Genomic DNA, 25,859 nt, shown 5'->3' with positions numbered 1-25,859 from the left:
TCAAGCCCGCAGGCGCGCGAGGAGGCGGGCGAGGCCGGCCTCCGCCGCGGCGAGATCGGGGGCGGGGCCCGGGGCGTAGAGGTCGTCGGTCAGCGCCCGGCCGGGCCCGCTCCCGAAGAAGTCGGTGCGGAAGCGCGCGTCGAGCCCCGCCGGTCCCTCGACCCCGAGGCTGCGGGCGAGCCGCCGGCTCAACCGCGCCAGCGCCACGCGGCGCTCAGGGAGCGGCAGGGCGCGGGCGGCGGCGAGTTCGGCGAGCGCCGCCCGGCGGATCGGGCGGGCGCCCCAGCGCGGCCGGAGCCAGGCCGCGAGGCCGGCGAGCGCCAGGCCGAGGGCGATGGCGGTCAGCACCTCGGGCCGGACCAGCCCCGGATCGGGCGGGGCGTGCAGGCCGCGCAGGCTTGAGAGCGCGGCCTCACAGCACGGCATCGAGCCGCTCCATCAGCGGGGCGAAGCCTTCGGGGCCCGTCTCGGTGTCGAGGCGGAGACAGGCGAGGCCGAGGCGGGCATAGGCCGCGAGGCGGTCCTCCGGCGCCGGCCGCCCTCGTCCGGAGATCCTGGCGGTCCTGCGGCGGCCGTCCGGCGCGGCGTAGGGGTAGAGGCCGGGCGGGGCGATGCGCTCGAAGGCGTCGCTCACCAGGATCAGGCTCACGGAGATCCGCTCGGCGAGCGCCGCGAGGGTGTCCGAAAAGCCGTCGCCGGGTGAATCGAGGGCGCTCGCCAGCACCAGGTGCCCGCCCGCCGGCAGCAGCGCCCGCGCCCGCTCCAGGACCGGGCTCAGGGGCGGATCGGCATGAAGGGGGGCCGCGAGGGCGCCCGCATGCCCCCGGGCGAGGCCCTGGCACAGGGCCGCCATCCCCCTCCCGCCGCCTCGGGGCGGCAGCGCCACCGGCTCCGCGCCCGCGACGCAGAGCCCGACCCGGCCGCCATCACCGGCGATGCGCCAGCCGAGCAGCACCAGGGCCTCCGCGGCCGCGACCGAGCGTAAGGAGCGGCGGGTGCCGACCAGCATCGAGGGCCGGAAATCGGCCAGCAGCACCACCGCGCGGTCTCGCTCCTCGTGGTGGGTGCGCACGTGCAGCGTACCGGTGCGGGCGGTGGCGTTGCGGTCGATGTGGCGCACGTCGTCGCCCTCGGCCCAGGGCCGCACGTCATCGGGCTCGGTACCGCGCCCGCGCCGGCGCGTGACGAGGCCGCCCGGCAGCCCCGACCGGCCCCGCGTCGTCGCACCGTTTCCGCGGCGGGCGAGGTGGCGCAGGCCCATGAGCGTACCGGCCTCGAGGGCGATGCCGGGCTGGGCGAACGGATCGGACTCGGAGAGCGGCCGTGCCACGGTGGCGAGCATCCTCAGAGCGGGTGCACCCGGTCGAGCAGGCCGGCGACCAGGGCGCGGGCGGTCTGCCCTTCCGCGGCGGCGCGCCAGGTCAGGGCGAGGCGATGCGCCAGGGCATCGCCGGCGAGCGCCGCGACGTCGTCCGGCACGACGTGGTCGCGCCCGTGCAGGTAGGCCCGGGCCTTGCCGGCGAGCATGAGCGCCAGGGTGCCGCGGGGCGAGACCGGGTGCTCGATGGCAGCCCGCAAATCCGGCGCCGCCGGCCCGCCGCGGGTGGCGGCGACGAGACGGACCAGAAAGTCCTTGAGCGCCGGGGAGACATGAGTCTTGAGCGCCGCGGCGCGGGCAGTCCGCAGCTCCTCGGCCGTGAGGCGCACCGGCATCGGGGCGACGGCTTCGGTCATCTCGCCCTCGACGAGATCGAGGATGCGGCGTTCGGACGCCTCGTCCGGCATCTCGACCACGACGTGGAGCAGGAATCGGTCGAGCTGCGCCTCCGGCAGCGGGAAGGTGCCGGCATGCTCGATCGGGTTCTGGGTCGCCACCACCATGAAGGGATCGGGCAGGGGATGGGTGGTGCCCGCCACCGTGATCTGCTGCTCGGCCATGGCCTCGAGCAGCGCCGATTGCACCTTGGGCGGCGCCCGGTTGATCTCGTCGACCAGCACCAGGGAGTGGAACAGGGGACCGGCCAGGAACTCGAACCGGCCGCCGTCGGGCCGCCAGACATTGGTGCCGGTGAGGTCGGCGGGCATCAGGTCGGGGGTACACTGGATGCGGGCGAAGCCCGTGTCGAGCCCGTCGGCGAGGCGCTTGACCGCACGGGTCTTGGCGAGGCCCGGCGCCCCCTCGATCAGCAGGTGCCCGCCGGTGAGAAGCCCGATCAGGAGCCGCTCGACGAGGCCGGACGACCCGATCAGCCCCGCCTCCAGGCCGGTGCGCAGGGCGTCGAGCCGCGCGCGCACGGGATCGTCGGGCGCGGGTCCGTCGAGGCCGGTCCTCGCGACGCTCAGCGCCACGGCCTGCTCAGCGCCTCGCGCCATCCGGTGCCTCTCCCTCGGAGCCGGTGCTTCGTGCCGGCATTGAGGGGGATCAGGCCGCGTCTTGCCCGGGGCGTCAATCCCGTGAGGCGGGTGGGAGGTTCGTGCTTAAGTCCGCGGCGAAGGGCGGGATACCCAGGGAGGGCGCCCCGAACGGCACCCTCCCGTGGTCGATCGGGCCTCTCACACCGTCCAGGGCGCCGGCCGGTTCGGGCCGAGGCCGTAGCGGGCCACCGCCTCCGCCACCTTCGCCCGGTCGAAGCTGCCCTCATCGGCGAGCGCCGCGAGCGCCGCCACCGCGACGTGGTGCCGGTCGACCTCGAAGAAGGCGCGCAAAGCGCTGCGGGTGTCGCTGCGGCCGAAACCGTCGGTGCCGAGCGTGACGTAGCGGGCCTGGATCGCGGTCGCGATCAGCTGCGGGTAGGCGCGGACGTAGTCGGTGGCGGCGACGACCGGGGCGGAGCCGGGCAGCGACTCCTCGACGAGGCTGCGCTTTTGCGGCAGGCCCGGGTTCAGCCGGTTCGCGCGCTCGACCTCGCGAGCCTCGCGGGCGAGTTCGCTGAAGCTCGTGACGCTGTGGACCTCGCTGGCGATGCCCCATTCCTCGACGAGGATCTTGGCCGCAGCGATGACCTCCGGCAGGATCGCTCCCGAGCCCAGCAGTCGAATAGCCGGCTCACCATTTCCGTAGCCGGCGAAACGATACATCCCACGGATGATCCCGTCGCGCACGCCGTCGGGCATCGACGGCTGGGCGTAGTTCTCGTTCATCGCCGTGACGTAGTAGAACGCGTCGACGTCGCGCTCCATCATGTCGCGAGCGCCGTGATCGAGGATCACCGCCATCTCGTAGGCGAAGGCCGGGTCATAGGCGCGACAGTTCGGGATCGTCGCGGCGACGAGGTGGCTCGATCCGTCCTGGTGCTGCAGGCCCTCGCCGCCAAGGGTGGTGCGGCCGGCCGTGGCGCCGATCAGGAAGCCGCGGGCGCGCTGGTCGGCCGCCGCCCAGATCAGGTCGCCGACGCGCTGGAAGCCGAACATCGAGTAGTAGATATAGAACGGCAGCATCGCGAGGCCGTGGACGCTGTAAGAGGTCGCGGCCGCGGCCCAGGACGAGATCGCCCCGGCCTCGGTGATGCCCTCCTCCAGAAGCTGCCCGTCGCGCGACTCCTTGTAGTAGAGCATCGAGCCGGCATCCTCCGGCTCGTAGAGCTGGCCGAGCGGCGAGTAGATGCCGACCTGCCGAAAGAGGTTGGCCATGCCGAAGGTGCGCGCCTCGTCGGCGACGATCGGCACGACACGGGGCCCGAGCTCCTTGTGCTTGATCAGGCTGCTGAACAGCCGCACCGCCGCGGTGGTCGTCGACATTTCCTTGCCGTCGGCCTCGAGCGCGAAGCCGGCGTAGGTGGAGAGGTCCGGCACCACGACGTGGGCGGCGGTGCGCCGGCGCCTGGGCAGGAAGCCGCCGAGTTTCTCGCGCCGCTCGCGCAGGTAGCGCAACTCGCGGCTGTTCTCGTCGGGCTTGTAGAATTCCAGCCCCTCGACCTGCGCATCGGTGAGCGGCAGGGCGAAGCGGTCCCGGAAGGCCTTCAGCGCATCGGTATCGAGCTTCTTCGCCTGGTGGGCGGTCATGCGCGATTCACCCGCGCCGCCCATGCCGTAGCCCTTCTTGGTCTTGGCCAGGATCACGGTCGGGCGGCCCTTAGCGGCCTTGGCCGCCGCGAAGGCCGCGTAGAGCTTGCGGAAATCGTGGCCGCCGCGCTTGAGCTTGTCGACGTCGCCGTCCGACATGTGGGAGACGAGCGCCTTCACCTCCTCATCTTCGCCGAAGAAGTGGGCGAGGTTGTAGGCGCCGTCCTTGGCACCCAGCGTCTGGTACTTGCCGTCGACCGTGGCGGCGAAGCGGCGCAAGAGGGCGTGGTTGGTGTCGCGGGCGAAGATCGCGTCCCATTCCGAGCCCCACAGCACCTTGACGACGTTCCAGCCGGCACCGCGAAAGACGCTCTCCAGCTCCTGGATGATCTGGCCGTTGCCGCGCACCGGCCCGTCGAGGCGCTGCAGGTTGCAGTTGATGACGAAGGTGACGTTGTCGAGTTTTTCGCGGGCCGCCAGCGTCAGGGCGCCGATCGATTCCGGCTCGTCCATCTCGCCGTCGCCGAACACGCCCCAGACGTGCTGGCCGGCGGTGTCGGCGAGCCCCCGGTCGCTCAGGTAGCGCATGAAGCGCGCCTGGTAGATCGCGTTCATCGGCCCGATGCCCATCGAGCCGGTCGGCACCTGCCAGAATTCGGGCATCAGCCAGGGATGGGGATAGGAGCACAGGCCCTCGCCGGCGATCTCCTGGCGGTAATGCTTCAGGTTGGTCTCGGAGAGCCGCCCCTCCAGGAAGGCGCGGGCATAGACCCCGGGCGCCGAATGCGGCTGGAAGAACACGAGGTCGGCGCCCGCACCCGAGGCGTCGCCGGCCTGGAAGAAGTGGTTGAAGCCGAGCTCGAAGATCTCGGCGGCCGAGGCGTAGGAGGCGACGTGGCCGCCGAGCTCGCCATAGGCCATGTTGGCCCGTACCACCATCGCGAGGGCGTTCCAACGCATGATCGAGGTGAGGCGCTCCTCGACCGCGAGGTCGCCTGGATAGGGCGGCTGCTTCTCCAGCGGGATGGTATTGCGGTAGGGCGAGTAGGGCGGCGCCTCCTCGACGACGCCGATCTCCCGCGCCTTCTGCTCCAGCCGGTCGAGCAGGAAGCGGGCCCGGGCCGCGCCGCCGTGGCGAAGGACCGATTCGAGCGAGGCGAGCCAGTCCGCGGTCTCGGCCGGATCCGGATCCGCCACGCCGCGCGGACCCAGGATCGCTTGACCACCGGCCTGGTTGCTGGTGCGCTCGTTCTCGTTGACCGGCTTGGCGCTCGCGCTCATGGCCTTCATCCTCCCGAAAGATGGCGCCAGGATAATTCCCCGGTCGCGGCAGAAGCTGCTTCGTTTGCCGCTGGTTCGGGTGTCAACGCAAAACATTTTCTCAGGATTGGTCATAAGCGGTCGATCTTGCCGCAAGACGGGAAGTGAAGCGGCACCGTTCGGCAGCCGGCTACCGGTTGCGCCGGAAGATCCGACTCCTTGGCATCGCGCGCTCGGCAACGCCCGGCGGGTAGCGTCAATGGCACCTTTGTCCTAAGGTCCCGCGCGAGTCGGGCCGTGCGGGGCCGGCCTCCCCATCGCTCTCCCCTCGTCGAGACCGCGTCGGCCGGGGATGCGGGGTTGCTGGCCCATCCGTGCCCGCGCATGCCTCGGGACACCGCAGACGATGACTGCCGACACGGCCTCCGGCCTCAGCCTGCTCCAGACTCCCCTGCACGCGCTGCACCAGGAGGTCGGCGCCCGGATGGTGCCGTTCGCCGGCTACATGATGCCGCTGCAATACCCGCTCGGGCTGCTCAAGGAGCACCTGCACACCCGCAAGGCGGCCGGGCTGTTCGACGTCTCTCATATGGGCCAGATCGCCGTGCGGGCCCGCTCCGACGATCTCGGCGACGCCGCCCGCGCCCTGGAGACGGTGCTGCCGATCGACGTGGTGGGCTTGGGCGCCGGGCGCCAGCGCTACGGCTTCCTGACCACGCAGGGCGGCGGCATCCTCGACGACCTGATGCTCGCCAACTTGGGCGACCACTACCTGCTGATCGTCAACGCCGCCAACAAGGCCGCCGGGCTCGCCCACCTGCTCGATGCGATCGGTACCGAATGCAGCGTCGAGCCGAGCGACCGGGCGCTGATCGCGCTCCAGGGCCCGGGGGCGGAAGCGGCGCTCGCCCGCCACCTGCCCGTCGTCGCCGAGATGCGCTTCATGGATGCGCGCCCAGTCGCGTTCCGGGGCGAGGACGGCGTCGTGGTGCGCTCCGGCTATACCGGCGAGGACGGGTTCGAGATCGCGCTGCCCGCCGAGTCCGCCGTGGCGCTCGCCCGCGCGCTGCTCGCCGATCCCGAGGTCAAGCCGATCGGCCTCGGCGCCCGCGACTCGTTGCGTCTCGAAGCGGGCCTGTGCCTGCACGGCTCGGACATCGACCACGAGACCTCGCCGGTCGAGGCCGGCCTGTCCTTCGCGATCCCGAAGGTGCGCCGCCGCGGCGGCGCCCGGGCCGGCGGCTTCCCCGGCGCCGAGCGCATTCTGGCCGAACTGGCCGACGGCCCGGCGCGCCTGCGGGTCGGCCTGCGGCCGGAGGGGCGCACCCCGGTGCGGGCGGGCGCCGCCCTCTACGGCTCCGCCGACGGGTCCGAGGCGGTCGGCCGGGTGACCTCCGGCGGCTTCGGGCCGAGCCTGGAGGGGCCGATCGCCATGGGGATGGTGCCGCGCGCGCTCGCGGTGCCGGGCACCCAAGTCTTCGCCGAGGTGCGCGGCCAGCGCCTGCCCTGCGCGGTGGTGCCGCTGCCGTTCCGCCCCGCCGGCTTCAAGCGTTCCTGATACGGGAGAGCGTCAACATGCTGAAATATACCGACGAGCACGAGTGGCTGCGCCTGGAGGGCGACGTGGCGACGGTGGGGATCACCGACCATGCCGCCGAGCAGCTCGGCGACCTCGTCTTCGTCGAGTTGCCGAAGGTCGGCGCCACGCTAACCAAGGGCGCCGCCGCCGCGGTGGTGGAATCGGTGAAGGCCGCCTCCGACGTCTACGCGCCGGTCGACGGCGAGGTGACCGAGGTCAACGAAGCCGCGGTGGCAAGCCCGGAGAGCGTCGGCACCGATCCGCAGGGTGAGGGCTGGCTCTACCGCGTGCGCCTCTCGGATCCGTCCCAGCTCGACGGGCTGATGGACGAGGCGGCCTACCGCGCCTTCGTCGGTTGATGTCCCGGGCCGACATCCCAAGCTGACACTCTCGACGGGCGGAGCTCCGATGAGCTCCGCCGCTCGCTTTCGAGCCGCCCCACGCGGCTCCGATCAGGGCAAAACCTCCCATGCCGATGGACAAGTACGATCCCTACGACTTCGCCAACCGCCGCCATATCGGCCCGTCGGTGGACGAGATCGCCCGCATGCTGGAGGTGGTCGGCTCTGAGAGCCTCGACGCCCTGATCGACGAGACCCTGCCGGCGGGGATCCGGCAGACGGAAGCGACCGAGTTCGGCGCCGCCCTGTCGGAGCGGCGGGCGATCGAGCGCCTGCGCGCCACCGCCAACAAGAACAAGCTGCTGACCTCGCTGATCGGCCAGGGCTACCACGGCACCACGATGCCGCCGGCGATCCAGCGCAACATCTTCGAGAACCCGGCCTGGTACACGGCCTACTCGCCCTACCAGCCCGAGATCAGCCAGGGCCGGCTCGAGGCCCTACTGAATTTCCAGACCTGCGTCAGCGACCTGACCGGGCTCGACATCGCCAACGCCTCGCTTCTCGACGAGGCGACCGCCGCCGCCGAGGCGATGGGCATGGCGCGCCGGATCGCGACGGCGAAGCCCGACACCTTCTTCGTCGACGCGCAGTGCCTGCCGCAGACCATCGCGGTCCTGAAGACCCGGGCCGAGCCGTTCGGCTGGCGGATCGTCGTCGGCGACCCCTTTGCCGACCTCGATCCCAAGGCGGTGTTCGGCGCGATCTTCCAATATCCGGGCGTCGAGGGCGCGGCCCACGACTTCACCGACGTGATCGCCAAGCTCCATGACGCCGGCGCCATCGCCGTGGTGGCGGCCGATCCGCTGTCGCTCACCCTGCTCAAGCCTCCGGGCGAGATGGGCGCCGACATCGCGGTCGGCTCGATGCAGCGCTTCGGCGTGCCGATGGGCTATGGCGGCCCGCACGCCGCCTACATGGCGACCCGCGACGCCCACAAGCGCGCGCTGCCGGGCCGCATCGTCGGCGTCTCGGTCGATTCCCGCGGCAACCGCGCCTACCGGCTCTCGCTCCAGACCCGCGAGCAGCATATCCGGCGCGAGAAGGCGACCTCGAACATCTGCACCAGCCAGGTGCTGCTCGCGGTCATCGCCTCGATGTACGCGGTGTTCCACGGGCCGCGCGGGCTCAAGGCGATCGCGATGCGCATCCACCGCGACGCGACGCGCCTCGCCGCGGGCTTGAACCAGCTCGGCTTCGAGACCCATCCGGACGCCTTCTTCGACACGATCAACGTGACGGTCGGGCCGTTCCAGGGCGTGATCCTGAAGAACGCCGTCGCCAACGGGATCAACCTGCGGAAGATCGGCAACGACCGCATCGGCATCACCGTCGACGAGCGCACCCGGCCCGACATCATCGAGGCGGTGTGGCGCGCCTTCGGGGGCGACGCGCTGACGTATGACGAATCCTGGCCCGAGCCGCGCCTGCCGGCCAGCCTGATGCGGACGTCCGAGTACCTGACCCATCCGATCTTCCACATGAACCGGGCCGAGAGCGAGATGACGCGCTACATGCGCCGCCTCGCCGACCGGGACCTCGCCCTCGACCGGGCGATGATCCCGCTCGGCTCCTGCACGATGAAGCTCAATGCCACGGCCGAGATGCTGCCGATCTCGTGGCCGGAATTCTCGGAGCTGCACCCCTTCGCGCCGAAGGACCAGGCCGAGGGCTACGCCGAGATGATCCAGGATCTCTCGCAGAAACTCGCCGACATCACCGGCTACGCGGCGATCTCGATGCAGCCGAATTCCGGCGCGCAGGGCGAGTATGCGGGCCTCTTGGCGATCCGTGCCTACCACCTGTCGCGCGGGGAGGGGCACCGCACGATCTGCCTGATCCCGTCCTCGGCCCACGGCACCAATCCGGCCTCGGCGCAGATGTGCGGCATGACCGTGGTGGTGGTCGGCGCCGACCGCAACGGCAACGTCGACGTGGCCGATCTCCGCGCCAAGGCGGAGAAGTACGGCGACAACCTCGCCGCCTGCATGATCACCTACCCGTCCACCCACGGGGTGTTCGAGGAGGCGGTGCGGGAGATCTGCGACATCACCCACGCCCATGGCGGCCAGGTCTATCTCGACGGCGCCAACCTCAACGCGCTGGTCGGCCTCGCGAGGCCCGGCGACATCGGGGCCGATGTCAGCCACATCAACCTGCACAAGACCTTCTGCATCCCGCACGGTGGCGGCGGGCCCGGCATGGGGCCGATCGGCGTCAAGGCGCACCTGATCCCGTTCCTGCCCGGCCACGTCGAGACCGACGGGCGCGAGTTCTCGGTCTCGGCGGCGCCCTACGGCTCGGCGGCGATCCTGCCGATCTCGTGGAGCTACTGCCTGCTGATGGGCGGGCGCGGGCTGACGCAAGCGACCCGCATCGCGATCCTCAACGCCAACTACATCGCCAAGCGCCTCACCGGGGCCTACGACGTGCTCTACACCGGCACCCATGGAAGGGTGGCGCATGAATGCATCATCGACGCCCGTCCGCTGATGAAGAGCGCCGGCATCAGCGTCGAGGACATCGCCAAGCGCCTGATCGATTGCGGCTTCCACCCGCCGACGATGAGCTGGCCGGTGGCCGGCACCCTGATGATCGAGCCGACCGAGTCCGAGACCAAGGGCGAGATCGACCGCTTCTGCGACGCCATGCTGGCGATCCGGGACGAGATCCGGGCGATCGAGGAGGGCCGGATGGACCGGGCCGACAACCCGCTCAAGAACGCGCCCCACACGGTGGAAGACCTGATCGGCCCCTGGGAGCGGCCGTATTCCCGCGAGGCTGCCTGCTTCCCGGCCGGCGCCTTCCGGGTCGATAAGTACTGGCCGCCGGTCAACCGGGTGGACAACGCCTATGGCGACCGGAACCTCGTCTGCGCCTGCCCGCCGGTGGAGAGCTATATGAAGGCGGCGGAGTAGACATCGCGTCTCGAAGACGTTCCGGGCCCCCGGAACGTCTCCGGCGACGAATAGCGGAACGATGCCCGGGCCGAACGCGCCCGGTCGTCACGCCGAGCCGGCATCGCGACGGCATCAGGGCCGATAATTCTCCTTCAGGGTCGGCACCGCCGGTATGAAGGCGAGATCGCGCTTCGCATCCACGTCGAAGGCTCCCAGAAACTCCGGGCACGTCTCCGTGAAGGCCGGTCGGCGCGCGAGCGAAGGCACGGTCGTCCCCGTCGCGATCTCGGTGGTGTCCAACCCGTCGTGGACGAGGATGATGCCGGTCCCGGAGCGGCAGACCCGGACGTGGGCCAATCCGCCCGTATCCATGCCGATGTCGAGCCTGGCCTCACCGCCATTCGCCTGCGTCACCGTCAGGCTGCGGTGATATTCCGCCAGGAAGGGATGGGCGAACCGGCGCTCGAGCGTGACGCTCAGACCGGGCAGGTTCGCATTCGCCGCGTCGCGGAACGCACCGACCCGGTCGTCGCTCCACAGCATCCATCCCACGAGGAGGATCGGCAGCCCGGCGAGAATCAGGAGGAGCGCTCCGGCCGCCGCCAGGGCGTACGCCAGTGCGCGCCTCACCCTGCTCTTCCTTCGCGACGATGCTCCTGGATGCTCCGCTGCGCTGTTTCGCGGCGGTCGATCCGAGGTGGGAGCGCCGCTTTCACCGGATAGTTGCACGGACATCAGCGACGATCTCGTCCTTCGCCGTCCGGCTTGGCCCGACGCCCCGCTCTGGATATCCTCACCGGGCATCCTCCCTATCCATCTGGGATCGACATGGTTCTCTTCGTCAAGGATCCGGAGGTCGATGCGCTCGCCCAGGAATTGGCATCGCACAAGCGTGTCACCAAGACCGAGGCGGTGCGGCAAGCCCTGCGCGGCGAGATCGACCGCGAGAAGCACAAGCTCGACCTCGTGGCCCAGTCGATCGCCTTCGCGCGTCAACTCCGGGAACGAGCCGGCCCGAATCCTCGACCCGCCGACAAGGCTTTCCTCGACGGGCTGTACGGGGATCCGTGATGGTCGCGAGTGTTTCTCCGCGCTGACCGCTGGCCTTGCGAGCGAGTTGCATCAGGCCGCATCAGAGACGCGAACCTCGACATGCAAACCGACCGCGGTCAGCAGAGCGACGAGATCATCGAGTGAAAACAGGGTGATTCTGCCGCGCAGGAGGTCCGCGACGCGCGGTTCCGTCACACCCAGCCGGCGCGCCGCCTCGCCCTGCGTCCACTCCTTCGCCCGGATGTGTCGATCCAGGGCCATCATCAGGGCGGAACGCAGCTTCATCGTCTGCGCATCCGCGGGCGTGTCCTCAATGGCATCCCACACGCTTGCGAAACCGTCATCGCTCATCGGCCCAGCTCCCTGGCGAGATCGGCATAGCGTTTGGCCGCCAGATCCAGATCCGCGGTGCTCGTCTTCTGTGTCTTCTTCTGAAAGCAGTGTAGCACGTGGACCGCGTCGGCGAACTTGGCGACATAGATCACCCGAAACGCGCCGGACTCGTCCCGTATCCTGATTTCCTGCACGCCGATCCCGATCGTGGGCATCGGCTTCCAGTCGCTCGGCATCAGCCCGTGCTGGACTTTGTCGAGTTGATAACCCGCGTCACGGCGCGCCGCAGGCGGAAAGGCCCGGAGATCGCCGAGGGCGCTGCCGTGAAACGTGAGTACCTTCATGCGACGAACCGATGAAATTTGTCACGCTGGCCGCGACACCTGGTCCACGCAGAATCCTCACCCCGCCTCGCCCAGGTAATCCCGCCAGATCGCCTTCTCCCCCAACCCCGCCGTGAAGGCGGCATGCGCCGCCAGTTCGGCCTCGGTGAGGCGGCTGCGGGTCGGGCGGGGGCCGTGCGCGACCGGTGCGGCGCGCAACGACGGACCGGCCGGGCCGGCATGGCCCTCGACCGTCAGCCCGAGCGTCGTCTGCTTGCCGCCCAGGAGCTCGATATAGACCTCGGCCAGGATCTGCGCGTCGAGGAGCGCGCCGTGCTTGGTGCGGCGGGAATTGTCGATGCCGTAGCGCGAGCACAGGGCGTCGAGGTTGTTGGCCGCGCCCGGATGCTTGCGGCGGGCGAGGGCGAGCGTGTCGACGACGGAGGCGAGCTCGATCGCCGGCGGCGCCTTGTCGCCGAGGCGGGCATACTCGGCGTTGAGGAAGCCGACGTCGAAGGCGGCGTTGTGGATCACCAGGGTCGCGTCGCCGCAGAAGTCCAGGAAGTCGGGCAGGATCTGCGAAAAGAGCGGCTTGTCGGCGAGGAAGGCGTCGGAGAGGCCGTGGACCCGGAACGCGCCCTCCGAGACCGGCCGCTGCGGGTTGACGTAGCGGTGGAACTCGCGGCCCGACGGGATGTGGTTGAGGAGCTCGATCCCGCCGATCTCGATCAGCCGGTCGGTCTTGGCCTCGGTGCCGGTGGTCTCGGTGTCGAGGACGATCTCGCGCAGCATCCTGCGGCTCCCTTCGAGAGAACGGTTGGGACCAGTGTAGCGAGGAAGCGTTAACCGGCCGGCTGCGTCACCGCGGCGATGACCGCGTCGACCTGCGCCTCGGCATGGGGAAAACCCCGGTCGGTCTCGATCAGGTGGTCGGCGCGGCGGCGCTTCTCGGCGTCGGGCATCTGCTTGGCGAGGATCTGCGCGAAGGCCTCCTCGGTCATGCCGGGGCGGGCGAGCACCCGGGCGCGCTGCACCTCCGGCGGGGCGGTGACCACCGCGACGGCGTCGCACCCCGCCTCGCCGCCGGTCTCGAACAGCAGCGGCACGTCGAGGACGACGAGGGGCGCCGCGGCGTGGGTGGCGAGGAAGTCGTCCCGCGCCTGGCGCACCAGGGGATGGACCAGGGATTCGAGGCGGCGCAGGCGCTCGGAATCGCCGAGCACGGCGGCGCGCAGGGCGCCGCGGTCGACCGCGCCGTCGGGGCCGAGCGTGCCGGGGAAGGCCTTGCCGATGGCCGCTGCCGCGGCTCCGCCGGGGCCGTAGAGCGCGTGCACGCAGGCATCGGCGTCGTGGACCGGCACCCCGCGGGCGCGGAACATCGCCGCCGTCGCGCTCTTGCCCATGCCGATCGAGCCGGTGAGGCCGAGAATGACGGGCCGGCTCACCCGTGACTCCCGAGATCGGCGACGATGCGGGCCCGCAGGGCCGGCGTCACCGCGGGCGTGCGGCCGAACCAGCGGGAGAACCCCGGCACCGCCTGATGCAGCAGCATGCCGAGCCCATCGACGCCAGCGAGCCCCCGGGCCCGGGCGGCGGCGAGGAGCGGGGTCTCCAGCGGCACATAGACGATGTCGGCCACCGCCGCCTCGGCGGGCAGGGGCACGAGGTCGAGGGTGAGCGGGTCCTGGCCCGCCATGCCGAGGGCCGTGGTGTTGACGAGGAGCCCGGTGGCGGGGAGGTGGGCCGGCACCGCATCCCAGGCGATCGCGGTGATCCGGGCGGGATCGAGGGCGGTCAGGCTCTCGGCCCGCTCGGCGCTGCGGTTCGCCACGATCAGGCGGGAGAGCCCGCGCTCGAGGAGCCCGACCAGGATGGCGCGGGCCGCCCCGCCCGCGCCGAGCACCAGGGTGGCGCGCCCGTCGGCGACGCCCGTCGCCTCCGGCCAGCCGGCACCGAGGCTGACATCGAGATGGGCGAGGAAGCCCGGCGCGTCGGTGTTGTCGCCGTGCAGGCGCCCGTCCTCGAACCACAGCGTGTTGACGGCGCCGATGCGCTCGGCCCGCGGCGTCAGAACCTCGGCGAGGCGGAACGCCGCCTCCTTGTGCGGGATCGTGACGTTGCCCCCCGCCCAGCCCTCGGCCCTGAGGCTGCGGACGAAGTCCGAAAAGGCGTCTGGATGGACGTCGATGCGCTCGTAGGTGCCGGGCAGGCCGTGCTCGGCGAGCCAGTGGCCGTGGATCAGCGGCGAGCGAGAATGGCCGATCGGGTGGCCGACCACGAAGGCTCTGGGGTGCGGGGTCGTCATCGCGAAGTCGTCTCGGAGCCGGTCAGGCCGTCGGAGCAGAAGGAGAGGCGCACAGGTCGCCACCCCGCAGGGTCATCCCGGGGCTCGCCGAAGGCGAGAGCCCGGGATCCAGACACACAGGGGATGCCGAACGAAGCGGAATGCGGTCCACCTCGTCTTGAACATCCTGTGTGTCTGGATCCCGGGCTCCGCTGCGCGGCCCCGGGATGACGCGGAGAGTGTCAGTACGGTCGGAGGCTATCGAAACAGCTCTCAGAACGCCAGCAGCCCCCGCGCCCGCAACCGCGCGAGCAGCGGCAGCAGCGGCAGGCCCAGGATGGTCGAGTGGTCGCCCTCGATGCGGTCGAACAGGTGGATGCCGACGCCCTCGAGCTGGTAGGCGCCGACGCTGCCGGTAATAGTAGGCCCGGCCGCGTCGAGGTAAGCCGCGATCCCCGCCTCGCCGAACGGCCGCATCGTCAGCCGCGCGGTGACGACGAAACGATCAGCCACCGCGCCGTCGACCGCGAGCGCCACGGCGGAGTGGAGCGCGTGGGTGCGCCCCTGCAGCCGTGCGAGATGGGCGGCGGCGCCGGCCCGGTCGGCGGGCTTGTGGAACACCGTGCCGTCGAGGTCGAGCACTTGGTCGGCCCCGATCACCACCCGGTCGGGCGCATGGGCGGCGACCGCGCCCGCCTTGGCGGCGGCCAGGCGCCCGGCGAGGTCCTGGGGCGACAGGCCGGCGGCCTCCGCCTCGACGGCGCGCTCGTCGACGCCCGGCGCCCGCGTCTCCACGGCGAGCCCGGCGGAGTCGAGGAGCATGCGCCGCGTCGGGCTGGTCGAGGCGAGGAGGAGCGGAGCGGGCCCGCGCCAGAGGGAAGAGGGATGCGGCATGGGTCTAGTCGGCGATGAACTTCAGCCGGTGCTCACGGTGGAGGTCGACGATCGCCGCCGCCGTCTCCTCGATCGAGCGCCGGGTCACGTCGATCACCGGCCAGCGGTTGCGGGCGAAGAGCCGGCGCGAGGTGGCGATCTCGTTCGCCACCGAGTCGCGGTCGACGTAGGACGAGGAATCGTCGGCCTTGAGGCTGAGCAGGCGGTTCTGGCGGATCTGCACGATGCGCTCCGGCGAGGCGATCAGCCCGACGATGAGCGGCTGGCGCAGGGTCTCGAGGATCGCCGGCGGCGGCACGCCGGGGATCAGCGGGATGTTGGTGGTCTTCAGGCCGCGATTGGCGAGGTAGATCGCCGTCGGCGTCTTCGAGGTGCGGCTCACCCCGAGCAGGATCACGTCCGCCTCGTTGAGGTCGTGCGGCAGGTTGCCGTCGTCGTGGGCGAGGGTGAAGTTCATCGCGTCGATGCGCTTGAAGTACTCCGCGTTCAGCATGTGCTGCGCGCCCGGCCGCGCCGTGGAGTGGGTGCCGAGATAGGATTGCAGCAGCTGATGTACCGGCTCCAGCACCGAGAGCAGCGGCGAGCCGGTGGCCCGGCAGGCCTCCTCCAGCCGCTCGGTCAGCTCGCGCCCGACCAGGGTGTAGAGCACGATGCCGGGCGCCTGCTCGATCTCGTTGATCACCCGTTCGAGCTGGGTGCCGGAGCGCACGAGGGGATAGACGTGCTCGATCGCCGAGACCCCCTCGTACTGCGCCGCCGCCGCGCGGCCGACATTGATCAGGGTCTCGCCGGTGGAATCCGACACGAGGTGGAGGTGGAAGTAGCTGCGGACCACGCGGGCTCCCCGGGCTCGCCGCGGGCGCGGCGGTCGCTCAAGCATTTTCCAGACGAAGCGGATCCCGGTTCGCCGAGAGAAAATGCAGCACAATCAAAGACCTGGAGCGACACTCGGTCGAGCGTCGCACCACACCCGGCCTGTCGTCCACCGATCGGCCGCGCGGAGTCGATGAGTGTGGATAATGCGCCTATGACGCGAGGTCCAGGCGCAAGGCCTGTGGGTTAACGGCCTTCCGCCTCAACAGGCCGGCCGTTAACACTCGTGACGGGCCGCCCGTGGGAGAATCCGGGACGTGGGACCGCCGATTCGAGTCGGACGGGACCTAAGCCCCTCGCGACTCTTCCGATCCTTCGACAATGGAGCAAATCTGTTAAAGGCCTCTTAACGTACCGCCGGTGGGGACGGGCTGTGGACGGGGCTGGAGCCCCGCGACGCCTGCCCCCAATAGAAAAAACAGATTCCTAGAATCTCTCTTTTCTTTTCAGAGGCCTGGCTGGGGACGGCCTTCGTGGCGGGTCGCGACGACGCGCCGGGCTGGCGCCCGCGAGCGGTTCCCGGCATAGGAAAGCGAGCCGCCGGCGTGGCGGTAACAAGGTTTTCGGGGGCTTGAGGCATGGGCGGGACCGCGGGAGCCGGACGGACAGGCGCGGAGCGGCCGCTCCTGCGGGTACTGAACGGCGAGGCCTTGTCGCCGCCGCCGGCCTGGATGATGCGCCAGGCCGGGCGCTACCTGCCGGAATACCGGGCCGTGCGGGCCGAGGCCGGCTCCTTCCTCGACCTCTGCTACAACCCCGACTTCGCCACCGAGGTCACCCTGCAGCCGATCCGCCGCTTCGGCTTCGAGGCCGCGATCCTGTTCTCCGACATCCTGGTGGTGCCCCACGCACTCGGCCAGGACGTGCGCTTCGTGGAAGGGGAGGGGCCCCGCCTCGACCCGCTCGCTGGCCGGCCCGAATTCGACGCGCTGATCGAGGCGGGCGACCCGCGGGTGATGCGCCACTTGCAGCCCGTCTTCGAGACCGTCGGGCGCCTGCGGTCGGAGCTGCCGGCCGAGACGACCTTGCTCGGCTTCTGCGGCGCGCCCTGGACGGTGGCGAGCTACATGATCGGCGGGCGCGGCACGCCCGACCTCGCGCCGGCCCGGGCGCTCGCCGCCCGCGACCCGGCCCTCCTCGACGCCCTGATCGACCGGCTCGTCGCGGTCTCGACCGAGTATCTGGTGCGCCAGTTCGAGGCCGGCGCCGATGCGGTGCAGATCTTCGAGAGCCATGCCGGCGCCCTGCCGGACGTGCCTCAGGCTGAGGCCGGCGACGCGCTGGCGCGCTGGAGCTTTGGGCCGATCGCCCGGATCGTGTCGGGCATCCGCGCCCGGGTGCCGGGCGCCAAGATCATCGTGTTCGCCCGCGGCTCGGGGCTCGACGGCCACGCCCGGGTGGCGGCGGAGACCGGCGCCGACGCGGTCGGGGTCGACTGGGCGGTGGATCTGGGGGCCTTGCGCGCCCGCCTGCCGGCCTCGGCGGTCACGCAGGGCAACCTCCACCCCGAGACCCTGATCGAGGGCGGCGCGGCCCTCGACGCCGCCGTGGACGCGATCCGCGCGGCCACCGCCGGCACGCCCCACATCTTCAACCTCGGCCACGGCATCACCCCGCAGACGCCGATCGCCCATGTCGAGCGGATGCTGGCGCGGCTGCGGGGGTGAGGGGAGGGCATCGCACCACGCACGCTCCTGCTCTCTCCCACCCGCGACCTCATCCTGAGGTGCCGGAGCGTAGCGGAGGCCTCGAAGGAGGGCTCCAGCTCGCTCGGAGACATCTGGAGGCCTCTTTCGAGGCTCCCTTCGGTCGCACCTCAGGATGAGGTCGTGGGTGGGATGATCCGAATTAAACGATCAAACATGCCCCCATAGGAACCATCCCACCGTGTATCTCTGGATCAAGGCCGCCCACATCGTCTCGCTCATCGCCTGGATGGCGGCGATGCTCTACCTGCCGCGGCTGTTCGTCTATCACGCCGCTTTGCCGGCGGGCTCGGCCCAGGGCGAAACCTTCAAGGTGATGGAGCGGCGCCTCGCCAAGGCGATCATGCTGCCGGGAATGATCGCCACCTGGGTCTTCGGCATTGCGCTCGCCGTGATGAGCGGCGCCTACACGCAGGGCTGGCTCCACGCCAAGGTCGCCCTGGTGCTGGCGATGAGCGGCATCCACGGCTGGCTGTCGCGGATAGTCAAGGACTTCGCCGCCGATCGGAACACCCGCAGCCCGACATTCTACCGGGTGCTCAACGAGGTGCCGACGCTCCTGATGATCGCCATCGTGATCCTGGTGGTCGTCAAGCCGTTCTAAGGGACACGTGATGGCGGGCATCGAGACGCAAGTCCTCTCCCTCACCCTGGCCGGGCGCTCGGTGAGCCTGCCGGCCGACCAGATCGGCGACGGGCCGCCGGCGCTGCTGCTACCGGCCCTGTCCTCGATCTCCACCCGCGAGGAGATGCGGCCGCTCGCGGCGCGGCTCGCCGCCCGTCACCGCTGCCTGGTGCCGGACTGGCCCGGCTTCGGCGCGCAACCGAGGGCGCGGGTCGACCTCGGCCCCGATACGCTGCACGCCTTTCTCGACGCCCTGCTGGCCGAGGCGCCCGGGCCCTACGCCCTCGGGGTCGCGGCGGGCCACGCCGCCGGCTACCTCGTCGCCGCGGCGGCGCGGCACCCCAAGACATTCGCGCGCCTCGTCCTGGTGGCGCCGACCTGGCGCGGGCCGCTGCCGACCGCGATGGGCGAGGAGCGCCGGCCGCTCTTCGGCCGCCTGCGCCGGGCGGTGGAAGCCCCGCTCCTCGGCAACCTGCTCTACCGGCTGAACGTCAGCACCCCGATCGTGTCGCGGATGATGCAGGCCCACGTCTACGCCGATCCGGCCCGCGTCACCCCGGCCCTGCTCGCCGAGAAGCGGCGGGTGACGCATCAGCCCCGGGCCCGTTTCGGCACCGCCGCCTTCGTCACCGGCGGCCTCGACCCGGTCTGGACCCGCGAGGACTTCTTCGCCCTGTTCGGCCCCGGCCTGCCGCCGGTGACGATGCTGCAGCCCAAGGGCGCGCCGCGCCGCTCCCGCGCCGAGATGACGGCGCTGGCCGAGAGCGGCCTCGTACGCCGGGTCGCGATCCCCGGTGCGCTCGCCGCCCACGAGGAATGCCCCGAGGCGGTCGCGGCCGCGATCCTCGCGGCGGAGGCGTGAGGCGGTTGCGGGCGCCGCTCGCCCTCGCCCTGGCGCTCGCCGCGGGCACGGCCGCGGCCGAGCCGGCGCCCCGGCCCTACCTGACGAACGGCGCTTTCGATGCGGGGGCGATCCTGCCGCCGCCGCCGAAGCCCGGCAGCGCCGGGCACGCCTCCGACCTGGCGACCTACGCGGCGACCCGGGCGCTCGCCGGCTCGCCGCGCTGGTCCCTCGCCACGTCCGACGTCCCTTCCGGCGTCGGCGCCCTCCTCGACAATTTCGCCTGCGCCGCCGGCCGGCGGCTCGATCCCGCCGGCATGCCGGCCCTCGCCGCGCTCCTCGCCCGCGCCCGCCGCGACGTGGTGGTCGTGGTGCGCAATGCCAAGGCGCGCTTTGCCCGTCCCCGGCCGCATCTCGGCAACGAGTCCCCGCTCTGCGTCGACCGCAGCGAGGCCCTGGACCGGAGCTTCGCCTACCCGTCCGGCCACGCCACCGAGGGCTGGACCTTCGGCCTCGTCCTCGCCGCCCTGATGCCGGAGCGCGCCGCGCCGCTCCTCGCCCGCGCCCGGATCTACGGCGAGAGCCGGATCGTCTGCGGGGTGCACTGGGCGAGCGACGTCGAGGCCGGACGCCTGACCGGCAGCGCCCTGTTCGCCGCCCTCGTCGGCGATCCCGGCTTCCGGGCCGACCTCGACCGCGTCCGGGGGGAACTCGCCGCCGCACCAGTCGGGCCGGCGCCCGAGCCGGCCGCCTGTGCCCGTGAGGCCGCGGCTACGTCTCCCTAGGGCCGCAGCCGCAGCAGCCAAGGGTTCAAGACTTGTGATCCGGCTGGCCGGGTTGGATGACTATTCCATGCGTGCTGTCCGACATGAAGGCGGCTGCGAACTCGCGCAGGCGCGCCCGATCAACGCGCTTCTTCTCGAAGACGACGACGTCGACTCCAAGCTGATCGCCCTCCAGGCGGCCGGTTTTCGGATGATCGACATGCGGGTGCTGCGTGCCCGCTCCACCGCCGAGGCGCGCGAGCACCTCGACCACGAGCGGATCGACCTCGCGATCCTCGATTTCTGGCTCGGCTGCGAGTCGAGCCTGCGCTTCCTCGCCGAGCTCGACGCGCGGCTGCCGGGCCTGCCGGCGATCGTGCTGACCGGGCTCAGCATGCCGGACGTGCGCGAGATGTGCGTGAGCGCCGGGGCCGTGCGCTTCCTCGACAAGGCCACCCTCACCGGCGAGGCCTTCGAGGCCGCGATCCTCGGCGTGCTCGGCCCGCGCGCCTTCCGCTCCTCCGCCGAGCCGACCCGCTTCGGGCGGCCCGGCCTCACCGTGGTTCAGACCGAGAGATGCGACCGATGAACGGCCAGATCACCTACCTCAAGGCCGGGTCGGGCAACGAGCAGACCATCATGAACCCGCTCCGGCCTCCAATGACGCCGCGAATACGATCGAGAAGGTTCGCGAGTTCCTCTACGGCGACGCGATGCGCTCGCAGGGGCGCCGGGTCGAGGATCTGCGCGAGTCGATGACCGAACTCGAGCAGCGGATGGTCCAGCGCTTCAACGACATGCAGAAGTCGATCGACGCCCTCGCCCTGTCGCTGCGGATGGAGCAGAGCAACGCCGTGCGGGCGATCGGCGGTGCCGTGACCGAGATGGGCCGGCAGATCTCCGCCCTGGCCGACCGCAACCCGTAAGGCGCGGGCCCGGTCCGGAATGAGAGCGGCAGCGGCCCAAGAGCTGGCCCAAGAACCGGCCCGAGATCATGCCGAGGATCCGACCCTCCGCGACCTGAAGCGGCTGCTGCTGCGCGACGAGCACCGCGACCTCGCCGGCCTGCAGGCCGAGCTGGCCCGGCTCGACCGGCGGGTCGGCTCCGAGGACCGGTTCTGCCGCGCAGTCGCCGACAGCCTGATGGTCGCCCTCAAGGTCGTCGAGGTCGAGAACCACCGCGCGCTGAGCGAGGTGATCGCCCCGCTCGTCGTCGCCGGCATCCGGCGCGAGATCGCCGAATCCCGCAACCTGATGGTGGAGACGCTCTATCCCATCGCCGGGCGCATGGTGACGGCGGTGATCGCGGCGGCGTTCCGCCAGCTCTCCGACGAGATCAACGAAACCCTGAGCCGTTCGCCGCGTCGGCTGTGGCTGCGGGTGAAGGCCCTGCTCACCGGTCCGCCTTCGACAGACCGATCCTGTCGGGCCTCGAGGAGGATATGCGCGCCCAGCAGCGCACCCTCCCCGAACCGATCGTGCTGCCCGGCATCCGCCTCGCCATGGTGCCGGGCGCGCCGCGCTGCGACATCGCGATTGCGTGGGAGGCGGCGCGGGGCGAGCACGCGGTGCTCACCACCGTCGACCAGGTCGACCGGCCGATCGACCACTGGGTGCTCCAGCAGCGCCGCGGGCAGCGCCTGCTCGAGGAGAAGATCATCGCCGCCTCGCGCGAGCTGGAGCGGATGAACCGCAACCTGCGCGACTTCGCGTCCGTGGCCGCCCACGACCTGCGCGCGCCGTTGCACCCGATCGTCGGCGACAGCCTCGACACGATCGAGGGCTGCGCCGCGCGCCTCAACCGGATGACCAGAGGGCTCCTCGACTACGCGCGGCTCAGCGCCGAGAGCCACACCTTCGAGGCCGTCGATCTCGGCCGGGTCGTCCTCGACGCCACCCGCAACCTCGCCCTCGACCTCGGCGCCGCCGCGGCCGACCTCGATGTCGGGCCGCTGCCCGTGGTGAACGGCGTCCCGGCGCTCCTCACCAACCTGTTCCAGAACCTGATCGCCAACAGCATCCGCTACCGCGAACTGGCGCGGCCGTTGCGCATCGAGATCCGGGCCCGGCCCGGCGGAGCCCGGCCGGATCACGGTGCGCAACCCGGTATCGGCGTGCCGGCCGCCTTCCACGAGGCGATCTTCGAGACCTTCGCCCGGGTGCCGAACGGGCGCGCGCCGAACGGCGTGGGTCTGGGTCTCAGCATCTGCCGGCGGATCGTCGAGCTGCACGGCTGGCGCATCGGGGTGGTGGCGGACGACGCGCCGGGGGCGTGCTTTGGGATCGATCGGGGGCAGAGTGACAATCGGTCGAAACCGGATTCGATCCGAACAGGCAGATCGTTTCTCGTCAGCCACCGCCCTTTCCCGGACTACTGTAGCGATAGCGGAAGGCGATCCGGGAAAGGGGCGGGTGTCAGTATCAGAATCCTGTTTGATGAATTGGTAGATTTCCATCCCACCCACGACCTCATCCTGAGGTGCGACCGAAGGGAGCCTCGAAGGAAGCCTCCAGTAATCGCGGTGACTTCTGGAGGCCTCCTTCGAGGCTCCCTTCGGTCGCACCTCAGGATGAGGTTGTGGATGGGATGAAATCTATCGCTGGATGGGAGCAACCCCCCAAACGAAAACAGCGCCCGACCGCATCGCGACCGGGCGCTGCCCTCAGACCATCGAAACGACGGCCGTCACGCCGCCTTGCGCTTGGCCTGCCGTGCCCGCCGGCCGAGGATGTTGAGCACCTCGACGCCGGCCGAGAAGGCCATGGCGGTGTAGATGTAGCCCTTCGGCACGTGGGCGCCGAACCCTTCGGCGATCAGCGTCATGCCGATCATGATCAGGAAGCCCAAAGCCAGCATCACCACCGTCGGGTTGGCGGCGATGAAGCGCGACAGGGGATCGGCGGCGAGGAGCATCACCGTCACGGCCGCCACCACCGCGATCACCATGATCGGCACATGCTCGGTCATGCCGACCGCCGTGATGATGCTGTCGATCGAGAACACCAGGTCGAGGATCAGGATCTGGCCGATCGCCGCGGCGAAGCCGAGCGAGGCGCCCCCGCCGCCGGCCTTCTCCTCCGGATCGGGATCGAGGCTATGGTGGATCTCCTTGGTGGCCTTCCAGAGCAGGAACAGGCCGCCGGCGATCAGGATCATGTCGCGCCAGGACAGGCCCTTGCCGAAGATCTCGAAGACCGGCTGGGTCAGGTGGACGATGTAGGCGACCGTGCCGAGCAGCGCGAGGCGCAGGATCAGGGCGAGCCCGATGCCGATGCGCCGGGCCCGCGACTGCTGCTCGGCCGGCAGCTTGTTGGTGATGATCGAGATGAAGATCAGGTTGTCGATGCCAAGCACGACCTCCATGACGACCAGGGTCGCGAGGGCGGCCCAGGCCGTCGGGTCGGCGGCGAGCTGAACGAGGGAGTCCACGGCGAAACGGTCCTGTTCAAGGGAAGATCGAGGGACGGCCCGTCTGGGCCGGCGCGTGGAACGGGGGGGCGTGCACCTGGACGGCCTTGGGCAGCACCCGCACATGGGCCGGGGTGTAGGTCGTCAGCTCGCCGTCGGTGTTGACCGGCCGCGGCTTGCGGGTGCGCAGGATCACCTCGGTGGTCTGGAAGGCGCGCACGTCGGCGGCCTTGCCCTGCGTGCCCCGGCGCAGGGCCGGCAGCAGGGCGAGCAGCCGCCACCAATGGGCGACCTCCAGGCTGTAGAAGTTGAGCAGGCCGTCGTCGACGGTGGCGTTCTCCTCCACCGTCATGCCGCCGCCGTAGTGGCGGCCGTTGCCGACCGAGACCTGGATCGTGCGCACAGTCTCCACCGTGCCGTCATGCTCGATATAGACCGTGAACGGCCGCGCCCGGCGCAGCAGCCGGAACGCCGCGACGCCGTAGCCGATCGTGCCGAGGCGGCGCTTCAAGTCCGCTGTCAGCTCGCCGGCGAGATCGGCCGAGAAGCCGATGCTGGCGACGTTGAAGAAGTAGTGGCCGTTGACGCAGCCGAGATCGATTGGCCGGGCCGGCACGGTCGCGATCACCTCCGCCGCCTCGATCGGGTCGGCCGGCAGGCCGAGGCTGCGGGCGAGGTCGTTGGCCGTGCCGAGCGGTAGGATGCCCAGCGGCAGCTGCGCTTCTGTCAGCGCCTGGGCGGCGGCGTTGAGGGTGCCGTCGCCGCCGCCCAGGATCACCATGTCGCAGGTGCTCGCATGGGCGTGGATCAGCGCCTTGCAGTCGGTCTCGCCCGGCGGCGGCTCCACCGGCTCGATGCCGCCGCGGCGCAGCACGGCCTTCACGGCATCGAGGTCGAGCCCGCCGTTGCGGGCCTTCTTGTTGACGACGAGCAGGGCCCGCCGTGTCGCCTCAGCGCCGGACATCGGCGCCTCCGGCGTGGACGGTCGGGACTGAGGTCGGCGGGAATGAGGTCGGGATGACGCGCAAGGCTGCGGGCCCTCCAGTGCGATCGTGCCGCGTCAGCACAAAGGCAGAGAAGGGGTCCGACATCGCGGTCGACGCCTCGAACCGCCAGAGGGGCCCGGACCCGGGGAGCCCTTGAGGTGGGGTCGCGGCCGCGCTTGGCAAGGGCTCCCCGCTTGGCAAGGGTTCCCCAACGCGAGAATCGCCCCATCGGCGGCGTTGCGGACCGGGCGAGGGTGTGAGGAGCGTGGGTAGCGGGGAGGGCGCCGGACCCGCAATGGAACCGTAACCGCGGCGATGAACGTTCCCTTCCCTGCAATCCTCGTCCGATCGTGCTCCTCCCCCGGGTGCCGCCCCATGCTCCGTCCGTTCCGGCTCACGCCCTCCCGTCCGTCGGCCGTCCTCGCCGGCCTCGGCCTGACCGCCCTCCTGTCCCCGGCCGCCCTGGCGCAGGGCTGGGTCGATCCGCCCAACCGGGCTGCGCAAGCTCCCGCCGCGACGAGCCCTGCGCCGGCCCCCGCCCCCGTGTCGCCCGCGCCCAAATTCGCTCCGGGTCCCCGCGCCGAGGCGCCGAAGGCGCAGCATCGCGCCCCGCGCCGGGTCGCGGAGGAGGTGCAGAGGCCGGCCCGCAGCGGGATCCACGCCGCGACGGCGGCCCGTCGCGCCGCGCGCCTCGCCCGGACCGAGCGCCCGCTCCCGGTCCAGATTCCCGCCCCCGCCCCGGTCACCGTCTCGGACGGGCAGATGCGCGACTGGGCGGTGGCCTCGCAGCGCCTCGCCCGCGACTACCTCGCGTCGATCTCGGGGCCGAACGGCGCGGCGCTCGCGGCGGCGCCGGGCTTCTACGGCAGCCAGGTCGTCTTCCACGGCCGGTCGATGAGCGTCGCGAGCCTGATGTCCGAGAAGCGCCGCTTCGTGCAGCGCTGGCCCGAGCGGCGCTATCGCCCGCGGTCGGATTCCCTGCGCACCGCCTGCAATGCCGGGCTCGCCGTGTGCCAGGTCCGCGCCACGGTCGATTTCTCGGCCTTCAGCCCCGATCGCGGCGTGCGCTCGCAGGGCACCGTCGACCTGGAACTGGCGGTGAGCCTGGCCGGCGCGCGCCCGGTCATCATCGCCGAGAACAGCCGGGTGGTGCGCCGCGACGCGGTGGCGAGCCGCTGATGGACGGCCGCCCTGTGACAGGGCGCCCGCCAGGACCTACATGAAGAGGGCGAGCGCCCGCCACGGGGCGGGCGGCTCGGGCAGACCCCGCGGCCGGGGGCGATGGGACACGATGCGGACATGACCTCGCGTGAGCAGTTGCAGGCGCTGATCCGGGCCGAGATCGACCGGCAGCGTCCCGTCGCGGTGGCCCGTCGCACCCTCGAGCTCCTCGTGGAATCCGCGATCCGCCGCTCCGACGTGCCGCCGGGCTACCAGGTCGTCGACCGGGACGGGAATCCGCGCACCCGGAGCGTCGCCGGCGAGGCCCTGCCCCTGACGCTCGGCGACCTCGTCGACGAATTGCGCCGCCAGCATCCAACGATGTTCCAGCCGCCCGCCCCGGCCCCTGCTTCGGCCCCGGCCCCGGCCGCGGGCGACGCGCCGCGGGACTGGATCGTGGTGAAG

At 71.2% G+C, this 25,859-nt stretch carries 26 protein-coding genes and 1 pseudogene; 13 read left to right on the top strand and 14 right to left on the bottom strand.

Going from position 1 to position 25,859, the window contains the following annotated elements; genetic code table 11:
- From ABZT49_RS24030 to mdeB, 4 genes are all read right to left on the bottom strand, one after another.
- Entirely contained in the window at positions 1-426 is a 426-nt protein-coding gene (locus ABZT49_RS24030) for a DUF4381 family protein (protein WP_355289660.1), read from the bottom strand.
- Entirely contained in the window at positions 413-1,342 is a 930-nt protein-coding gene (locus ABZT49_RS24025; protein ID WP_407943558.1) for a DUF58 domain-containing protein, read from the bottom strand. The genes ABZT49_RS24030 and ABZT49_RS24025 overlap by 14 nt, the downstream gene beginning before the upstream one ends.
- A gap of 2 nt (positions 1,343-1,344) precedes the next feature.
- The gene (locus ABZT49_RS24020) at positions 1,345-2,373 is read right to left on the bottom strand and encodes a MoxR family ATPase (protein ID WP_355289658.1); all 1,029 of its coding nucleotides are present in this window, start codon (positions 2,371-2,373) and stop codon (positions 1,345-1,347) included.
- A gap of 180 nt (positions 2,374-2,553) precedes the next feature.
- Positions 2,554-5,283: an alpha-ketoglutarate dehydrogenase gene (mdeB, locus tag ABZT49_RS24015; RefSeq protein ID WP_355289657.1), complete on the bottom strand. Its 2,730-nt coding sequence runs from the start codon at positions 5,281-5,283 to the stop codon at positions 2,554-2,556.
- 385 nt (positions 5,284-5,668) lie between these two features.
- Here mdeB and gcvT point away from each other — a divergent pair, with 385 nt between their 5' ends.
- The 3 genes from gcvT (at position 5,669) to gcvP (ending at position 10,160) form a co-directional block, all read left to right on the top strand.
- Positions 5,669-6,820, top strand: a complete 1,152-nt coding sequence (gene gcvT, locus ABZT49_RS24010) for a glycine cleavage system aminomethyltransferase GcvT (protein ID WP_355289655.1) — start codon at positions 5,669-5,671, stop codon at positions 6,818-6,820.
- 17 nt (positions 6,821-6,837) lie between these two features.
- Positions 6,838-7,200, top strand: coding sequence for a glycine cleavage system protein GcvH (gene gcvH, locus ABZT49_RS24005; protein ID WP_109973570.1), 363 nt, complete (start codon positions 6,838-6,840; stop codon positions 7,198-7,200).
- A 110-nt stretch (positions 7,201-7,310) separates the two neighbouring features.
- Positions 7,311-10,160, top strand: a complete 2,850-nt coding sequence (gene gcvP, locus ABZT49_RS24000) for an aminomethyl-transferring glycine dehydrogenase (RefSeq protein ID WP_355289653.1) — start codon at positions 7,311-7,313, stop codon at positions 10,158-10,160.
- 114 nt (positions 10,161-10,274) lie between these two features.
- Here gcvP and ABZT49_RS23995 read toward each other — a convergent pair whose 3' ends face one another.
- Positions 10,275-10,772 (bottom strand): hypothetical protein, encoded by a 498-nt coding sequence (locus ABZT49_RS23995; RefSeq protein WP_355289651.1) that lies wholly within the window; start codon positions 10,770-10,772, stop codon positions 10,275-10,277.
- A gap of 198 nt (positions 10,773-10,970) precedes the next feature.
- Between ABZT49_RS23995 and ABZT49_RS23990 the strand changes: the two genes are divergently transcribed.
- Positions 10,971-11,213 carry a type II toxin-antitoxin system VapB family antitoxin gene (locus ABZT49_RS23990; protein ID WP_355289649.1) on the top strand — a complete coding sequence of 81 codons (243 nt, stop codon included), beginning with the start codon at positions 10,971-10,973 and terminating at the stop codon, positions 11,211-11,213.
- A 51-nt stretch (positions 11,214-11,264) separates the two neighbouring features.
- On the opposite strand, the gene ABZT49_RS23985 is transcribed toward ABZT49_RS23990, so the two are convergent.
- The 7 genes from ABZT49_RS23985 to ABZT49_RS23955 all read right to left on the bottom strand — a co-directional run bounded on the left by ABZT49_RS23985 (position 11,265) and on the right by ABZT49_RS23955 (position 15,864).
- Positions 11,265-11,546, bottom strand: coding sequence for an XRE family transcriptional regulator (locus tag ABZT49_RS23985; protein WP_355289647.1), 282 nt, complete (start codon positions 11,544-11,546; stop codon positions 11,265-11,267).
- Complete coding sequence (locus ABZT49_RS23980; RefSeq protein WP_355289645.1) at positions 11,543-11,872, bottom strand: type II toxin-antitoxin system RelE/ParE family toxin; 330 nt, start codon at positions 11,870-11,872, stop codon at positions 11,543-11,545. The genes ABZT49_RS23985 and ABZT49_RS23980 overlap by 4 nt, the downstream gene beginning before the upstream one ends.
- Before the next feature lie 57 nt (positions 11,873-11,929).
- Positions 11,930-12,643: a DNA polymerase III subunit epsilon gene (gene dnaQ / locus ABZT49_RS23975; RefSeq protein ID WP_355289643.1), complete on the bottom strand. Its 714-nt coding sequence runs from the start codon at positions 12,641-12,643 to the stop codon at positions 11,930-11,932.
- A gap of 50 nt (positions 12,644-12,693) precedes the next feature.
- Positions 12,694-13,296, bottom strand: a complete 603-nt coding sequence (coaE, locus tag ABZT49_RS23970; RefSeq protein WP_355289641.1) for a dephospho-CoA kinase — start codon at positions 13,294-13,296, stop codon at positions 12,694-12,696.
- Positions 13,293-14,156, bottom strand: a complete 864-nt coding sequence (locus ABZT49_RS23965) for a shikimate dehydrogenase (RefSeq protein WP_355289639.1) — start codon at positions 14,154-14,156, stop codon at positions 13,293-13,295. Before ABZT49_RS23965 ends, coaE begins: the two co-directional genes overlap by 4 nt.
- Positions 14,157-14,408: 252 nt before the next feature.
- Positions 14,409-15,029, bottom strand: coding sequence for a Maf family nucleotide pyrophosphatase (locus ABZT49_RS23960; RefSeq protein ID WP_355289637.1), 621 nt, complete (start codon positions 15,027-15,029; stop codon positions 14,409-14,411).
- A 4-nt stretch (positions 15,030-15,033) separates the two neighbouring features.
- Positions 15,034-15,864: a pyruvate, water dikinase regulatory protein gene (locus ABZT49_RS23955; protein ID WP_093568700.1), complete on the bottom strand. Its 831-nt coding sequence runs from the start codon at positions 15,862-15,864 to the stop codon at positions 15,034-15,036.
- Between the two features lie 616 nt (positions 15,865-16,480).
- Here ABZT49_RS23955 and hemE point away from each other — a divergent pair.
- The 7 genes from hemE to ABZT49_RS23920 all read left to right on the top strand — a co-directional run bounded on the left by hemE (position 16,481) and on the right by ABZT49_RS23920 (position 22,429).
- Complete coding sequence (hemE, locus tag ABZT49_RS23950) at positions 16,481-17,569, top strand: uroporphyrinogen decarboxylase (protein WP_355289635.1); 1,089 nt, start codon at positions 16,481-16,483, stop codon at positions 17,567-17,569.
- A gap of 220 nt (positions 17,570-17,789) precedes the next feature.
- Entirely contained in the window at positions 17,790-18,212 is a 423-nt protein-coding gene (hemJ, locus tag ABZT49_RS23945; protein WP_407943557.1) for a protoporphyrinogen oxidase HemJ, read from the top strand.
- A 19-nt stretch (positions 18,213-18,231) separates the two neighbouring features.
- Positions 18,232-19,095 (top strand): alpha/beta hydrolase, encoded by an 864-nt coding sequence (locus tag ABZT49_RS23940; RefSeq protein ID WP_355289748.1) that lies wholly within the window; start codon positions 18,232-18,234, stop codon positions 19,093-19,095.
- Positions 19,092-19,859, top strand: coding sequence for a phosphatase PAP2 family protein (locus ABZT49_RS23935; RefSeq protein WP_355289633.1), 768 nt, complete (start codon positions 19,092-19,094; stop codon positions 19,857-19,859). The genes ABZT49_RS23940 and ABZT49_RS23935 overlap by 4 nt, the downstream gene beginning before the upstream one ends.
- Before the next feature lie 67 nt (positions 19,860-19,926).
- Positions 19,927-20,427 carry a response regulator gene (locus ABZT49_RS23930; RefSeq protein WP_355289631.1) on the top strand — a complete coding sequence of 167 codons (501 nt, stop codon included), beginning with the start codon at positions 19,927-19,929 and terminating at the stop codon, positions 20,425-20,427.
- Between the two features lie 166 nt (positions 20,428-20,593).
- Positions 20,594-20,764: a hypothetical protein gene (locus tag ABZT49_RS23925; RefSeq protein ID WP_355289629.1), complete on the top strand. Its 171-nt coding sequence runs from the start codon at positions 20,594-20,596 to the stop codon at positions 20,762-20,764.
- Positions 20,765-21,280: 516 nt separating this feature from the next.
- The gene (locus ABZT49_RS23920) at positions 21,281-22,429 is read left to right on the top strand and encodes a HAMP domain-containing sensor histidine kinase (RefSeq protein ID WP_355289627.1); all 1,149 of its coding nucleotides are present in this window, start codon (positions 21,281-21,283) and stop codon (positions 22,427-22,429) included.
- Positions 22,430-22,524: 95 nt separating this feature from the next.
- Here the strand turns inward: ABZT49_RS23920 and ABZT49_RS23915 are convergent, their stop codons facing one another.
- Entirely contained in the window at positions 22,525-23,268 is a 744-nt protein-coding gene (locus tag ABZT49_RS23915) for a TerC family protein (RefSeq protein WP_355289625.1), read from the bottom strand.
- A 16-nt stretch (positions 23,269-23,284) separates the two neighbouring features.
- Entirely contained in the window at positions 23,285-24,211 is a 927-nt protein-coding gene (locus ABZT49_RS23910) for a lipid kinase (RefSeq protein ID WP_355289624.1), read from the bottom strand.
- 397 nt (positions 24,212-24,608) lie between these two features.
- Here ABZT49_RS23910 and ABZT49_RS23905 point away from each other — a divergent pair, with 397 nt between their 5' ends.
- Together ABZT49_RS23905 and ABZT49_RS23900 are read left to right on the top strand one after the other, a co-directional pair.
- Positions 24,609-25,412 carry a hypothetical protein gene (locus ABZT49_RS23905; protein WP_355289622.1) on the top strand — a complete coding sequence of 268 codons (804 nt, stop codon included), beginning with the start codon at positions 24,609-24,611 and terminating at the stop codon, positions 25,410-25,412.
- Between the two features lie 120 nt (positions 25,413-25,532).
- Positions 25,533-25,859: pseudogene (locus ABZT49_RS23900) on the top strand (hypothetical protein); the annotation flags it as partial.

The sequence above is a fragment of the Methylobacterium sp. EM32 genome (assembly GCF_040593685.1).
In the GTDB taxonomy this organism is placed as follows: Bacteria; Pseudomonadota; Alphaproteobacteria; order Rhizobiales; family Beijerinckiaceae; genus Methylobacterium.
The sequence above is the reverse complement of the archived record's forward strand: the minus strand, read 5'-3'. Positions and strand labels throughout refer to the sequence as shown.